Below are 13,589 nucleotides of genomic sequence, written 5' to 3'. Positions count from 1 at the left end.
GATCAGCCCTGCTGCGCCACCAATGGCTCCGGTTCACCACCCAAAGCAACAATCAGCTGGGCCGCACGCTGCTGCAGATCAATGCTTACCTCGGCATCCTGACGCAGAGCCTGCAAACGATTCAGCGCCGTATCAACGTTACCTTCGGACACGTCAATCAGCGCCAGTTGTTCTTCAGCCAACAGACGCAAAGGTGCGCCCGGCGCTGCCAGTGCCTCGAACTGTTGTCGACGATCTGCACCGGACAAAGTGTCGCTTTGCAACAGCAGCGCCCTGAAGCTTGCAATAGCGCGATAAATTTCCGGCAGGTCGCCCTGAACGGCAGTTGCTTTCAGGCTGTTGACCGCATCTTCTCGCGATCCGGCCTCAACCTGCGACGCAGACAACAGCATGTTCAGAACAGCATCCCCACCCGGGGACGTCGGTTCAATATTTCGCAACCCGGAGGCACGCGCATCAGAATCGTTTTCCGACAGGGCCGCCAGAATCGAGTCACCCAGATCCTGCGCCTGCGCCGTATCGCGCGACTTGCGGTATTCATTGAACGCCGCTCCGCCCACAATCAGCACGACGGCGACGACACCGACCCAGCCCCAGCGTCGCAACAGCAGATACACCCGGTCACGGCGTACTTCTTCCGTGACCTCATCAATGAAACTGTCGGTATCGCTCATTCCTGCCCCCTGGGCTGTGTGTCTTGTATGGTGCGCCATGTCATACCCCGGCGCCAACGCCAAGCCAAGGGTCCGATTTTGCACATTTTCACCGCACGGCTTCACTCTTGCGAAAAAAACTAAACCGAACTATTCAGTTCAGTGTGGAAATTACATAGCCGACGCCCCATTTCATAGCGAGACCGCACCGCTTTTGTTGGCACAGAATTCTGGGAGAAATACTGTATGCGCTTGATTTCATTCATCAACGCCATTCTGGTGATTGTTGCGCTGTATTTTCTTGTTTTTGAGCGCGACAGTTTGTTTGCCTTTGCAGGGCGTGGAGACTCGGAAGAAGCGACGCAAAACGAGGCCACCGAAACTGACAATGCCGATATCGCGGCCGTGGGCGTCGTCGCGCTGCGCTCACAAGCGCGCGAAATCGACAGCGCGGTCCTGTTGCGCGGCCAGACCAAAGCAAACCGGCAGGTGGAAGTGCTGTCGGAAACCACCACGACTGTCATCTCTGAGCCCAAGCGCAAGGGTGCGTTTGTCGACGCCGGGGACATACTGTGCGAACTCGACCCCGGTACGCGCCCTGCCCAACTGGCCGAAGCCCTGGCTGGCAAGCTGGAGGCAGAAAGCCGCATCCCCGAAGCCGAAGCCCGTCTGCAAGAGGCTCATGCACTGGTGGCTGAGGCCGAAATCAACCTGACCGCTTCACGCAAACTGGCTGAAACCGGCTTTGCATCCGAAACCCGCCGGATTTCCAGCGAAGCGTCGATGAGCACTGCCAAAGCGGGCGTGAAATCTGCCGAAGCCGGGCTGGAAGCCACCCGGGCCGGGATCGAAGCCGCCGCCGCCGCTGTCGAAGCCGCGCAAAGAGAGGTTGGTCGCCTGACAATCACGGCCCCCTTCAAGGGCCTGCTGGAAAGCGATACCGCTGAACTGGGCAGTCTTATGCAGCCCGGATCACTGTGCGCGACTGTCATCCAGCTCGACCCGATCAAACTGGTCGGGTTCGTACCGGAAACCGAAGTCAATCGCGTTCAGGTGGGATCAGAGGCGTCAGCAACATTGGTTACCGGTAGGCAGCTTGGCGGGCGGGTTACATTCCTCAGCCGGTCAGCGGATGAAACAACGCGCACGTTCGAGGTGGAAATCACGGTGCCAAACCCTGATCTGACCATTCGCGACGGTCAGACCGCCACTATCCGTATCGCAGCAGAAGGGGCCAAAGCGCACCTGCTGCCGCAATCTGCGCTGACTTTAAGCAACGAAGGTCAATTGGGTGTACGCACGGTCGGCACTAGCAATGTGGTCGATTTCCAGCCGGTTCGCATTCTGCGTGACACCGCGGAAGGCGTCTGGATCGATGGCCTGCCAGAAACCACAGACGTTATTGTTGTAGGTCAGGAGTTCGTGACACGCGGCGTGACCGTTGCACCAACTTACCGGGAAGCTTCACAATGACCGGCGTCGTTGCCTGGGCCGCTGAACGGGCCCGAATGGTGCTGGCGTTTATCGCTATCTCACTGGTTGTCGGCGGGTTTGCCTATGTTTCGCTGCCAAAAGAAGGCGAGCCGGATATCGATATCCCGATGCTGTTCGTCTCGGTTCAGTTTCCGGGCATTTCAGCCGAAGACAGCGAAAGCCTGCTGATCAAGCCGATGGAAACCGAGATGGCCGATCTCGACGGGCTGGACACGATGACCGCTACTGCCGCCGAGAGCTACGCGGGCCTTCTGCTGGAGTTTGAGTTCGGTTGGGACAAATCCGCCACCATTGCAGATGTGCGCGATGCTATGAACAGTGCACAGGCCGAATTTCCCGACGGGGCCGAGCAATACACGATTGCCGAGGTCAATTTCTCGGAATTCCCCATTGTCATCGTCAACCTGACCGGCCCGGTGCCCGAGCGCACCATGGCGCGCGTGGCAAAAGACCTTCAGGACGAGCTTGAGGCGCTGGATGCCGTGCTTGAGGCCGGTATCGCCGGCAACCGCGACGAGATGCTTGAAGTCGTCATCGATCCGCTCCGGCTTGAGGCTTACAACGTCACCGCTGCCGAGCTGATCAATGTTGTGCGGAACAACAACCAGTTGATTGCCGCCGGTGAAGTCGAGACTGCGCAGGGGACGTTCTCGGTCAAGATCCCCTCGTCCTTCAAGACCGCGCAGGACGTCTACGGCCTGCCGGTCAAAGTAAATGGCGACCGCGTGGTTACTCTGGGTGAGTTGGCCCAGATCAACTATACTTTTGAGGACCGTGAAGGCACAGCCCGGTTCAACGGTGAATCCACCGTTGCGCTGCAGGTGGTCAAGCGCAAGGGCTACAATCTGATCGACACGGTCGCGTTGATCAAAGCCACCGTCGCCGAGGCTCAGACCAAATGGCCGACCGAGCTGCGGGCTGCGGTTGATGTAGGCACTTCAAACGACCAGAGCCGTATCGTCGGCTCGATGGTCAGCCAGCTTGAAGGCTCGGTTCTGACCGCCGTCGCACTGGTGATGATCGTTGTTCTGGCCTCTCTGGGGACACGAGCCGCGCTGCTGGTGGGTTTCGCGATACCGACATCGTTCCTGCTGTGTTTTGCCTTCCTGGCGATGATCGGGGTCACGATCTCGAACATGGTGATGTTCGGCCTGATCCTTGCCGTGGGGATGCTGGTCGACGGTGCCATCGTTGTGGTAGAATATGCCGACAAGCGCATAAAAGAAGGCGTCGGTCCGATGCACGCCTATGTCGAGGCAGCGCAGCGTATGTTCTGGCCCATCGTTTCCTCGACCGCGACGACGCTCTGCGCATTCCTGCCGATGCTGTTCTGGCCGGGTATCCCCGGCGAATTCATGAAGATGCTGCCCATCACGCTGATCTTTGTTCTGTCGGCCTCTCTGATCGTGGCGCTGATCTACCTACCGGTCATGGGTGGTGTCTCCGGGCGGCTCAGCCGTGTTTTTGATCGGTCTTCGGTCTGGCTGCGCGCGCGCACCCCATGGTGGGTGCGGGTGCTGATGGTGCCGCCGTCGCTGTACATGATCTTTCTGGGCGCAATGCAGACCCTGAACCCCACCTACCTGCTGCCGGGTGGTTCTGTTGCAGGGGCCCTGTTGTTCCTGTTCGGGGCTTTCGCCGGGTCCGTGACCCTGAGCGCGGCCAAGATCGAACGCGCCGAGGAAACCCGTGTTCATACCGCAGACGAACACACGCCGTTCGGCCATGTAGTGCGGTTCCTAGTCGGCAATCCGATCATGCCGATTGTATCGCTGGCAGCAGTTTTCTCTGCGGTGTTTTTCGTGGCCTTCGTCTGGTTCCCTCAGGAGTCCCGAGGCGTTGAATTCTTCGTGGAAAGCGAACCTGAACAGGCAACGGCTTACGTCCGCGCCCGTGGAAACCTGTCCTTGGCAGAAAAAGACGCCATGGTTCTTGAAGCCGAACAGATCATCGGCTCTCATCCCGCCGTCATCAATGTTTTTGCCTTCGCAGGCGAAGGCGGTCTGAATCAGAATAACGGCGGCGCGCAGGCCCCGGCAGATACAGTGGGCCAGGTTCAGTTCGAAATCATCCCTTGGGAGGATCGCCCCAACATCTCGGAATCTGCGCTGTGGGGGTTGTTCGAACGCCATTTCGTTGCGCCCGAATATGATGGCGACTTCGTTATTGATGAATTGAACGCCCAACTGGCGACAATCCCGGGCATCGTTGTCGAGATCCTGCCGTTGGAGCAAGGTCCTGCCTCGGCCAAACCGGTGCATCTGCGCATCAAGGGTGACGGCTGGGAAGAGCTGACCTCGGCAGCGGTCGCGGCGCGCGAGATATTTGATTCCACGCCGGGCCTGATCAAGACCGAAGACACCCTGCCCCTACCCGGCATCGACTGGCAGATCGACGTGGACGTTGCCAAGGCCGGTCGGTTCGGCGCGGACGTGGCGACCGTCGGTGCCATGGTCCAGTTGGTGACACGCGGCATCCTGCTGGGCGAAATGCGCCCGGACAGCAATGACGAAGAGATCGAGATCCGCGTCCGCCTGCCTGAAGAGGATCGCGTTCTGTCGACGCTGGACACACTCAAGGTCCGCACCCCGGACGGCCTGATTCCCCTGTCGAATTTCGTGACACGCAAACCCGTGGCCAAACTGGCTGAGATCAACCGGGTCGATCAACAGCGGTATTATGACGTGAAGGCGGATGTCGAACCAGGGCTGAGCAAGGTTGTGACCGAGGGTCCCGATGGGCAGCCCATTCGGCTGGCCATCATGCGCGAAGTGGCAGATCCCTATACCCCGACTGGCACGGTGCTGAACGGAGCGGGAGGAAAGTCATACGAACTGATTCAACTGACTGGTGCAGAAAGTGTCGATCAGCTGCGCAGCGCGATTGACGACGGGGATGCTCAGTTTGCGCTGATCAACCCGAACGAACGTATCGCGATACTGACTGAATGGCTGGACACCGGCCCGTTCGCCAATTCGATCAGCTGGGAATGGACTGGTGATCAGGAAGAGCAAGAGGAGTCCGGTGCCTTCCTCGTGAACGCGTTCATGGGTGCTTTGGGGCTGATGTTCGTGATCCTGCTGGCGCAGTTCAACTCGTTCTACAACTCGGTTCTGGTACTGCTGGCAGTCATTCTGTCGACCACCGGGGTTCTGATCGGCATGATCGTGATGGAACAACCCTTCTCGATCATCATGACCGGGACCGGCATCGTGGCGCTTGCGGGGATCGTGGTGAACAACAACATCGTTCTGATCGACACCTACCAGGAATACAGCGCCTATATGCCCCGGATCGAGGCGATCATCCGCACGGCGGAATCGCGTATCCGTCCGGTTTTGCTGACGACTCTGACGACGATGGCGGGCCTGACGCCAATGATGTTCGGCCTTTCGCTGGATTTCATCTATGGCGGCTATTCCATCGACAGCCCCACCGCCCTGTGGTGGAAACAGCTGGCCACCGCTGTGGTGTTTGGTCTGGGCATTGCGACTGTGCTGACCCTGATCGTGACCCCTTCGCTTCTGGCACTGCGTGTCTGGGTGACGACCTATGCAATTTGGCTCAGTCGTGTTCTGGCCCGTGTGACAGCAGGCCGCTCCAGCCAGGTCGCGCAGGACATGGCGATCGGACGTTCTGCCCGTCAGATACAAGCCACCGAGATTGTCTGGGATGATGAGCCGCAATCAGGATGGTCGATGCAGGACGACAGATCGGACCAACCCGATCACCCTGCTGGCCCGCCATTGAAAGCAGCTGAATAACATGAAAAGGACCGGTGTTGCCGGTCCTTTTTCACTTGGCTGTTATTAAAGTCGGGACCATGTCTGATGCGCGCATATCTCGTGCTCGCAGCCTTTGACCAACAGCTTGTCGCCCTGCAAAGTCATCTGCGGCACAGCATCCACGTTGATCAAAGGCACCCAGAACTCGCCTCCGCCGTATTTTCCGCCGCCTTCACCAGACACATCCCAAAACAGCTTTTTGCCGATATTCGGCGTTTGGACTTCCTTGCCTGACGCGTCATAGGCTGAAAGAATCTGGCCACAGAACTTATCCGCACAGGCCGAGATTTTGATGTGCGAGATCAGATTTTTGCGGTCAGGTTCAGTTTTCCACACCCCCACAATGGGGTCTGCAACCACTGCCGCCGGAAGTAGCAACGCAATGGCGACAGGCAGCATTCGTTTTTTCAATCTATCAATCACGGCAGTCTACCTTTTTGTACCGTGGCACCCTATCACGGTTCGCTGACGAAATGGAGGCTTAGGCAGCTTCACCGTCCGATTGCTGACGGTTCCATAATTGTGCATACCGCCCGGATCGCGCCAACAGCTCGTCATGCGTACCCTGTTCGATGATCTCACCGGCTTCCAGTACCACGATCCGGTTGGCCTCGGCGATCGTGCTGAGGCGGTGGGCGATGGTGATCACTGTCCGCCCTTCACCTGCGCGCGCCAGCGCATCCTTGATGTCCTGTTCGGTATCAGTGTCCAGGGCCGAGGTTGCCTCGTCCAGTAACAGGATCGGCGGGTTCTTCAGCAAGGTCCGCGCAATGCCAACCCGTTGTTTTTCACCCCCGGACAATTTCAGCCCTCGTTCACCTACCGTGGTCTCATACCCGTCTGGTAGCGAGGTGATGAAATCGTGGATCTGCGCTGCTCTGGCTGCGTTCTCAACCTCCTCCGGGGTGGCATCGTCGCGGCCATAAGCAATGTTGTACCGGATGCTATCGTTGAACAGCACTGTGTCCTGCGGCACGACACCGATAGCCGCATGCAGGCTGGCCTGCGTCACATCCCGCACATCTTGTCCGTCGATCTTCAGTGCCCCTTTGGTCACATCGTAAAAGCGAAACAAGAGACGCCCGATGGTGGATTTGCCGGAGCCCGTCGCCCCCACGATAGCCACAGTTTGCCCTGCCGGGACGGTCAACGACACACCCTTGAGGATTTCGCGCTCCGGGTCGTAACCGAAATGCACATTATCCAGCGTGAGTTCGCCACCATTCACCTTCAGGTTAGGGGCACAGGGCTTGTCGGTGACTTCCGCGGGCTGTTCGAGCAAATCAAACATCTGCCCCATATCGACCAGCGATTGCCGGATTTCCCGGTAAACCGTACCCAGAAAGTTCAGCGGAACGGTGATCTGGATCATGTAGGCATTGACCATAACAAAATCGCCCACCGTCAGCGTGCCGTTCTGAACCCCGATAGCGGCCAGAACCATCACTCCGATCAGACCGCACGTGATCAGAAAAGATTGACCGAAATTCAAAAACGCCAGGGAATAAGCGGTTTTCAGAGCTGCCCCGGCATAGGCTTTCATCGACACATCATACCGTTCAGCTTCGCGTGCTTCGGCGTTGAAATACTTGACGGTTTCGAAATTCAACAAGCTGTCGATGGCGCGCTGATTGGCTTCGGTGTCCTGATCATTCATCTCACGACGCAGCTTTACCCGCCATTCGGTCACTGCGAATGTAAACCAGATATAAAGCGCGATGGTGACCGCCACCACGACCAGATACCAGACGTCGAACAGCCACATCAGAATGATCGCCACCAGCAACAGTTCCAGGATCAGCGGCCCGATAGAGAACAGCAGAAACCGCAGCAGGAACTCGACGCCTTTGACCCCGCGCTCGATGATACGACTCAGCCCACCGGTGCGGCGCGACACGTGGTAGCGCATCGATAGCTGATGGATGTGTTGAAAGGTCTCAAGCGCCAGTGCCCGCAAAGCCCGTTGACCGACGGGGGCAAAGGCCGCGTCGCGCAACTGTTGAAAGCCCACGGTCATCAACCGCGCCACGCCATAGGCAACAGTCAGCCCAACGGCGCCCAGCGCTACCGGTGGCACGCCCTCACCCGCCAGCGCGTCAACCGCACCTTTGTACAGGATCGGTGTATAAACTGCGATCAGCTTGGCCAGAACCAGCATGCCCATGGCGATAATCACGCGGCGCTTTACCCATGGCTCATCCTGCGGCCAAAGATAAGGAGCCACATTGCGGATCGTCCGCAAGCCCGAGCTTCGTTCGTCACTCTGAGCCGTATCGTCCGAAGTCAAAGGAAGTGTTCGTCTCATCCGGTACCCTGTCTGCGGTCAGAGATAGACTCTGACCCGTATGGGCCAGAGGTGCTGATTATTCCGGTATTGTAAATATCTGCCCCGGATAAATCAGATCCGGATCGCGGATCAAGTCGCGATTGGCCTCGAACAATCGCACATACAGGACACCGTCGCCAAACCGGTCGCGCGAAATGGCCCACAGGGTATCGCCCTGTTGAACTGTTACAGAACGGATTGCTTGTGCATCCACCTGTGCATCAGTCTGTTCGGCTGCGACAGCTGCTTCCAAAACTTCGACCGGTTCACGCTTGAATGGAGTTTCGACCCGGCTAAGAACCGTCCCGTCCGTGTTCACTGCATCCACGCGCAGGGTGTAAATACCGGGATCGATCCCTTCCAGATCACTGCGCCACGATCCATCCTGTTGCGGAGCGAGATCGGCGACCAGGCGATTGTTCAGATACAGACGAACGGCAGCCCCATCTTGAACGCGCCCGGTCAACTGGACATCGCCGGTATCCGAGTATCCGATCGTGTCCAGTGCGATCTGTTCAGGGGGAGTATCCTGGACCACCGGGGGCTGCACCAGTTCAACACCCTCTTCGCCTGACCGCAACACTGCAATCTGCTGATCCGGTTCAGGTGTCTCTGTCGTCACGTCAGCTGTTTGAGGTTCCTCGGTTTCAGGTTCCCTGGTTTCGGGTTCAACCACATCAGGTTCTGCCGTCTGAACCTCTGCTCCGGTGTCGGGCTCAGCTTCTGCGTCCACAGTCGCGCTGGCGATCTGGTCTTCCGCATCCGCGGTCGTGTCCTGATCTACTGCGGGGCCTTCTTCGACGACGGGCGCCTGTTCGACAGGCTTGGGCAAAGCGGCAATCAGATAGTCGTCAGACTGCGTAGTCTGTGCCCCATCCGAGCTTTGCAGAACAAGCCCCTGAGCCGTATCGCTGAAAGGGATCGTAACGAACTCGGCAAACTTACCGCTGCTGTCCACGGTAAATGTGTGCACGACTTCTCCGTTGAGCAGAACATCGATCTGGCCACCGGGCTCTGCGTCGCCAGACAAAAGCGCCGTTCCGTCGGTTTCAACAAAAATCTGATCCAGAACTGGCGGGGCCGAGGCCGTTGGCGTAGCGTCTTCCGCTGTTACAACGGCAGAATTCGTGTCAGAGGCGTCTTCAACGACTTCGGGTGCGTCCTCGGCGGGCTCGGCTGCGGGTTCTTCAACGGCAGGCGCCACTGGTTCAGTCGGTTCTGGTTCCGCGACCTGCGCCTCTGGCGCTTCCACCGCCTGCACTTCAGGGTCCGGGGATTCGGCGGATGCGGTTTCCTGCGGAGCGCTTGGCTCCGGCGCTTTGGTGAAGGCGCCGGACAAATACAATCCACCCGCACCCAAAATCGCCACAAGACCTGCAATCACCCCCCAGATGAAATTGCCCGAACTTCCGCTTCCCGATTTGGCGTCCATTATTTCCCTTTCACTCCACCGGGCAAAAGCTTTGCGTTCAAAAGCTTTCCAGCGGACGGTTGAGCCAACCTATCAATCCCGCTATCACGGGTCAAAACCTCTGACACAACCCCGGAGCCCCCCTTTGATGTCTCAGAAATCCGTCTGTGTGTATTGCGGGTCACGCAATGGCGCCGAGAAGTCCTATTCTGAAACTGCAAGGCAGTTTGGCAGCCTGCTGGCGCAGGAAGGCTGGCGGCTGGTTTATGGGGCCGGAGATGTTGGTTTGATGGGGGAAGTCGCACGTGCCGCGCAAAATGCTGGTGGCGAGACCTTCGGCGTCATTCCCGTGCATCTGGTTCAGCGCGAAGTCGGCAAAACGGACCTGACCCATTTCGTGATCACCGAGACTATGCACGAGCGTAAGAAGGTCATGATAATGAACGCCGACGCGGTGGTGGTTCTGCCCGGTGGTCCCGGATCACTGGACGAGTTGTTCGAGGCATTGACCTGGCGGCAATTGGGCCTGCATGACAAACCCATCATCGTGGTCAATGTGAACGGTTACTGGGATGCGTTGCACTCACTGCTGGATCAGGTGATCGGGCAAGGTTTCGCGGATGAAACGTTGGCTGATTTCATCACCTGGGCCAAGGATGCCGAAACAGCCATGTCGATCTTGCGTGAAAAACTTATTTGAATCAGCTGGGTGAGACGGGCGGCTAAACCGCCCGTCAGATCAGTCAGGTCAGGCGGGCACGGGGCCGCAATCTGTTCTGCAGGACTTGCTCGACCTTGTGCAGGGGATGGTTGGTCAAGGTCTTGTTCACTTCGGCCACGACCTTCCCCAACACTTCACTATGCAGTCGGCGGCGCAGCAAACCCAGAACATGCGGGCTGGCCACCAGAACCAGCCGTTTGAACGCGCCGTTCATACCTTTGCGGTTCAGCAGATTCGCCAGATCCTGCACAAACAGGGATTTTGCATGGGCTTTCCAAGTGGGTTCTTCGACCGCGGATTTCTGTTTTGGTCCACCGTCATTGCGGCGACCTGCGCGGTCAGAAGGTCTCTCGGCCGGGGTTTCCTGTTCCTCGACTGCGACGACAACAAGATTGGGATCATCTGCATCGGTAATGTTTTCCATCACCAGAGCCTTTTCCCCATCTGCAACTATGACCCAAGTTCCCTGTGTAAGTTCGACCATTGCGATCTCCTGTTAAGGTTGTTCTCTGGGTATCCCTCGACCTGCCGGACATACGGATTGATTGACGCACTAGAGATGCGCAGCCCGGTCATTGTTTAAATTGGTGTGTGGTACTCTCCTCACGCTCCAAAGAGATGTGTATTGGAGAAACGCAAACAAGATGCGGTCGAATAGAAAGGGCGCGTATCAGCGGTTTTTCACCGCAGGATCATCAATCCTTTAGGCGGACATCTCGACGACAGTGATCTCAGGTATAACGCCTAGCCGAACCGGCAGGATCGAACATCCTATACCGCCCGAAACGACCAGATCCCGCCGCCCTTCCCGCACATGGCCATAGGCATACCGGTTGCCAAATTTCGACGGCACAATAGGCGACCAGCCAAAAAGGCGCACCTGACCCCCGTGCGTATGCCCTGACAGGGTCAAGGCCACCTGGTTGGGTACTTTGGGAAAAACGTCCGGTTCATGCGCCATCATCACAACCGGCGCATCATCTGTGATCTGCGCCAGCGTTTCTGGAAGATTGTCCAGACCCAGCGGTTTCCCTTTGCGCCAGATCGCAAGCTGATCTTCAAGCCCTGCCAGCCAAATCCCCACGGACTCGAGCTTGACGGCGGTATTGGACAGGACAGAGATACCATTCTGCTCCAGAATACCAACATAGCGGTTGGGCCCTGAACCCCGGCGCTGCGCTTGCCTGTCATCCCACCAATCGTGATTGCCCAGCACTGCAAAGACACCATTCTTTGCCTCTAGCCCAGCAAGAACCGGGGCCAACTCTTGCATTTCGACCGCGCCCGAAACGCCCTTGTGGCTGGCAAAGAAATCACCCAGCAACAAAATCAAATCCGGTGCCAGCGCGTTTGTGCGCCGCACCACCTGCTCGATGCGATCCAGCCCTACATAAGGCTCACCGACATGCAAATCGGCCAGCACCGCGATCCTGAGCGGTGGTGCTGTCCAGTCATCGCGACGAATATGCCATTTTCGCACGCGCAGCCGGACTGCGGGTTCAATGAAGAACCCGTAGGCTGACGTGACAAGACCTGCCAGCGTTACCGCCAGCAGGCCCTTTATGAACCGGCGTCGGTTCAATGCATTACATCCGCGATGCGACGTTTTCCCAGTTCACCAGATTGTCGAGGAAGTTCGACAGGTAAACCGGGCGCTTGTTGCGGAAATCGATGTAATAGCTGTGCTCCCAAACATCACAACCCAGCAGCGCGGTCTGCCCAAAGCACAGCGGGTTCACTCCGTTCTCGGTCTTGGTCACAGCCAGCGAGCCGTCTGCGTTTTTGACCAGCCATGCCCAGCCCGAGCCGAACTGACCGGCACCAGCAGCACTGAACTGCGATTTGAATTCGTCAACCGAACCAAAGCTTTCGGTCAGCGCTTTTTCCAGATCACCGGGCATGGCGTTGCCGTCGGGGCCCATCATCTCCCAGAACTGGTTGTGGTTCCATAGCTGGCTGATGTTGTTAAAGATACCGTTCTGCGCCACGGCGTTTGCGTCGTAGGTGCCGGTGATGATCTCTTCCAGCGACTTGCCGTCCCACTCGGTTCCGGCGATCAGCTTGTTGCCGTTGTCGACATAGGCCTTGTGGTGCAGGTCGTGGTGATATTCCAGTGTTTCGGCGGACATGCCCTTGGCTGCCAGCGCGTCATGTGCATAAGGAAGATCAGGAAGTTCAAAAGCCATGTCGGCCCCCTGTTTGAATGTAAGTTGCGGTTCCCAAGGTTAAATGCTTTGACCACGCCCGCAGGTCAAGGGGCGAGACAAGAAAACCCGGAGGCAGGCGATGCTGACACAGGTCCGCAAGATGTTCTACCGCGCCCGCGGATATTATGTGGGCAACCTGAACGGCGAGCCGTTTCGTCTGGATCCTTACCATTCGAAATTCTGGCGCAAAGCTTCGGCAGGCGCGTGGGAACCGGAAACTTTCGCGGTGCTGGACCAGCACCTGAGTGATGACAGCGACTATCTGGACATTGGGGCGTGGATTGGCCCTACGGTCTTGTATGGCGCGCGCAAGGCTCGCCATGTCTGGTGTTTCGAACCCGACCCGACTGCGTTCCTGCATTTGGCGTGGAACCTTGATCTGAACGGCATCCGCAATGTCTCGGCCTTTGGAGTGGCTTTGTCGGATAGGTTTAGCGTGGCCCGCATGGCCTCGGTCCGGGGTGAGCCCGGCGATTCCACCAGTTCCCTGCTGCACGATGGCGCGCACGGGTCGGATGCCCTGACGATTGCCTGGGATCAGTTCGCAGCAGCCAACGATCTGTCCCGCGTTTCACTGGTGAAGATGGATATCGAAGGGGCCGAGTTCATGGTTCTGCCCACTCTGTCCGACTGGCTGAAGGAATATCGCCCAGCTCTGCTTTTGTCGCTTCACGCCCCTTTGCTGCCGGACCATGCACGACGCGACGCCATCGACACCCTGATGGACAAGCTGAGTTTTTATTCGGACCTCAGGGATGACAAAATGCGGCCACTGAAGGTATCGAACCTGCTGACGCCTGACAGCCTGTCACAGTTCCGCACGATCCTCTTGCAAAGGTAGAACATCGGCAGGTTTTTTCTTCGTTCACGCGAGATCCCGCTTGCATCATTTGGGTGTATCAACTTGATTGCGGGCATCAGAAACTACGACCAATTGGATAAAATGATAAGACTTCTCCTGACGATTGCCGCCACAGTATTTGCACAAACCG

Annotated in this window: 11 protein-coding genes; 4 read left to right on the top strand and 7 right to left on the bottom strand. The window is 57.7% G+C overall.

Annotated elements, in window-relative coordinates; all coding sequences use genetic code 11:
- Positions 1-2: 2 nt before the first annotated feature.
- On the bottom strand, positions 3-674 hold the full coding sequence (locus Q0816_RS02825) for a hypothetical protein (RefSeq protein ID WP_298847517.1): 672 nt from the start codon (positions 672-674) through the stop codon (positions 3-5).
- Between the two features lie 225 nt (positions 675-899).
- Between Q0816_RS02825 and Q0816_RS02820 the strand changes: the two genes are divergently transcribed.
- Positions 900-2,126 carry an efflux RND transporter periplasmic adaptor subunit gene (locus Q0816_RS02820; protein WP_298847516.1) on the top strand — a complete coding sequence of 409 codons (1,227 nt, stop codon included), beginning with the start codon at positions 900-902 and terminating at the stop codon, positions 2,124-2,126.
- A complete protein-coding gene (locus Q0816_RS02815) occupies positions 2,123-5,911 on the top strand; it encodes an efflux RND transporter permease subunit (protein ID WP_298847514.1) in 3,789 nt (1,262 codons plus the stop codon). Before Q0816_RS02820 ends, Q0816_RS02815 begins: the two co-directional genes overlap by 4 nt.
- Before the next feature lie 45 nt (positions 5,912-5,956).
- Here Q0816_RS02815 and Q0816_RS02810 read toward each other — a convergent pair whose 3' ends face one another.
- Genes Q0816_RS02810 through Q0816_RS02800 form a run of 3 tightly spaced genes read right to left on the bottom strand, consistent with a single transcriptional unit; the run spans position 5,957 to position 9,690 of the window.
- Positions 5,957-6,355, bottom strand: coding sequence for a DUF2147 domain-containing protein (locus Q0816_RS02810; protein WP_298847512.1), 399 nt, complete (start codon positions 6,353-6,355; stop codon positions 5,957-5,959).
- A gap of 58 nt (positions 6,356-6,413) precedes the next feature.
- Complete coding sequence (locus Q0816_RS02805) at positions 6,414-8,237, bottom strand: ABC transporter ATP-binding protein/permease (RefSeq protein WP_298847510.1); 1,824 nt, start codon at positions 8,235-8,237, stop codon at positions 6,414-6,416.
- 58 nt (positions 8,238-8,295) lie between these two features.
- A complete protein-coding gene (locus Q0816_RS02800; RefSeq protein WP_298847507.1) occupies positions 8,296-9,690 on the bottom strand; it encodes a LysM peptidoglycan-binding domain-containing protein in 1,395 nt (464 codons plus the stop codon).
- Positions 9,691-9,817: 127 nt separating this feature from the next.
- Between Q0816_RS02800 and Q0816_RS02795 the strand changes: the two genes are divergently transcribed.
- On the top strand, positions 9,818-10,369 hold the full coding sequence (locus Q0816_RS02795; RefSeq protein WP_298847506.1) for a TIGR00730 family Rossman fold protein: 552 nt from the start codon (positions 9,818-9,820) through the stop codon (positions 10,367-10,369).
- Positions 10,370-10,412: 43 nt separating this feature from the next.
- Here Q0816_RS02795 and Q0816_RS02790 read toward each other — a convergent pair whose 3' ends face one another.
- From Q0816_RS02790 to Q0816_RS02780, 3 genes are all read right to left on the bottom strand, one after another.
- The gene (locus Q0816_RS02790) at positions 10,413-10,874 is read right to left on the bottom strand and encodes a host attachment family protein (protein WP_298847505.1); all 462 of its coding nucleotides are present in this window, start codon (positions 10,872-10,874) and stop codon (positions 10,413-10,415) included.
- Positions 10,875-11,093: 219 nt separating this feature from the next.
- Positions 11,094-11,972, bottom strand: a complete 879-nt coding sequence (locus tag Q0816_RS02785) for a metallophosphoesterase (protein ID WP_298847502.1) — start codon at positions 11,970-11,972, stop codon at positions 11,094-11,096.
- Positions 11,973-11,976: 4 nt separating this feature from the next.
- Positions 11,977-12,576: a superoxide dismutase gene (locus tag Q0816_RS02780; protein WP_298847501.1), complete on the bottom strand. Its 600-nt coding sequence runs from the start codon at positions 12,574-12,576 to the stop codon at positions 11,977-11,979.
- 100 nt (positions 12,577-12,676) lie between these two features.
- Between Q0816_RS02780 and Q0816_RS02775 the strand changes: the two genes are divergently transcribed.
- Entirely contained in the window at positions 12,677-13,438 is a 762-nt protein-coding gene (locus tag Q0816_RS02775) for an FkbM family methyltransferase (RefSeq protein WP_298847499.1), read from the top strand.
- The last annotated feature ends 151 nt before the right edge of the window (positions 13,439-13,589 follow it).

It is taken from the genome of uncultured Ruegeria sp., assembly GCF_947497005.1.
Lineage (GTDB): Bacteria > Pseudomonadota > Alphaproteobacteria > Rhodobacterales > Rhodobacteraceae > Ruegeria.
The sequence above is the reverse complement of the archived record's forward strand: the minus strand, read 5'-3'. Positions and strand labels throughout refer to the sequence as shown.

Coding starts and splice junctions, on each gene's coding strand:
- Q0816_RS02825 (WP_298847517.1), bottom strand. CDS start 674: ATGAGCGATACCGACAGTTTCATTGATGAGGTCACGGAAGAAGTACGC.
- Q0816_RS02820 (WP_298847516.1), top strand. CDS start 900: ATGCGCTTGATTTCATTCATCAACGCCATTCTGGTGATTGTTGCGCTG.
- Q0816_RS02815 (WP_298847514.1), top strand. CDS start 2,123: ATGACCGGCGTCGTTGCCTGGGCCGCTGAACGGGCCCGAATGGTGCTG.
- Q0816_RS02805 (WP_298847510.1), bottom strand. CDS start 8,237: ATGAGACGAACACTTCCTTTGACTTCGGACGATACGGCTCAGAGTGAC.
- Q0816_RS02800 (WP_298847507.1), bottom strand. CDS start 9,690: ATGGACGCCAAATCGGGAAGCGGAAGTTCGGGCAATTTCATCTGGGGG.
- Q0816_RS02795 (WP_298847506.1), top strand. CDS start 9,818: ATGTCTCAGAAATCCGTCTGTGTGTATTGCGGGTCACGCAATGGCGCC.
- Q0816_RS02790 (WP_298847505.1), bottom strand. CDS start 10,874: ATGGTCGAACTTACACAGGGAACTTGGGTCATAGTTGCAGATGGGGAA.
- Q0816_RS02780 (WP_298847501.1), bottom strand. CDS start 12,576: ATGGCTTTTGAACTTCCTGATCTTCCTTATGCACATGACGCGCTGGCA.
- Q0816_RS02775 (WP_298847499.1), top strand. CDS start 12,677: ATGCTGACACAGGTCCGCAAGATGTTCTACCGCGCCCGCGGATATTAT.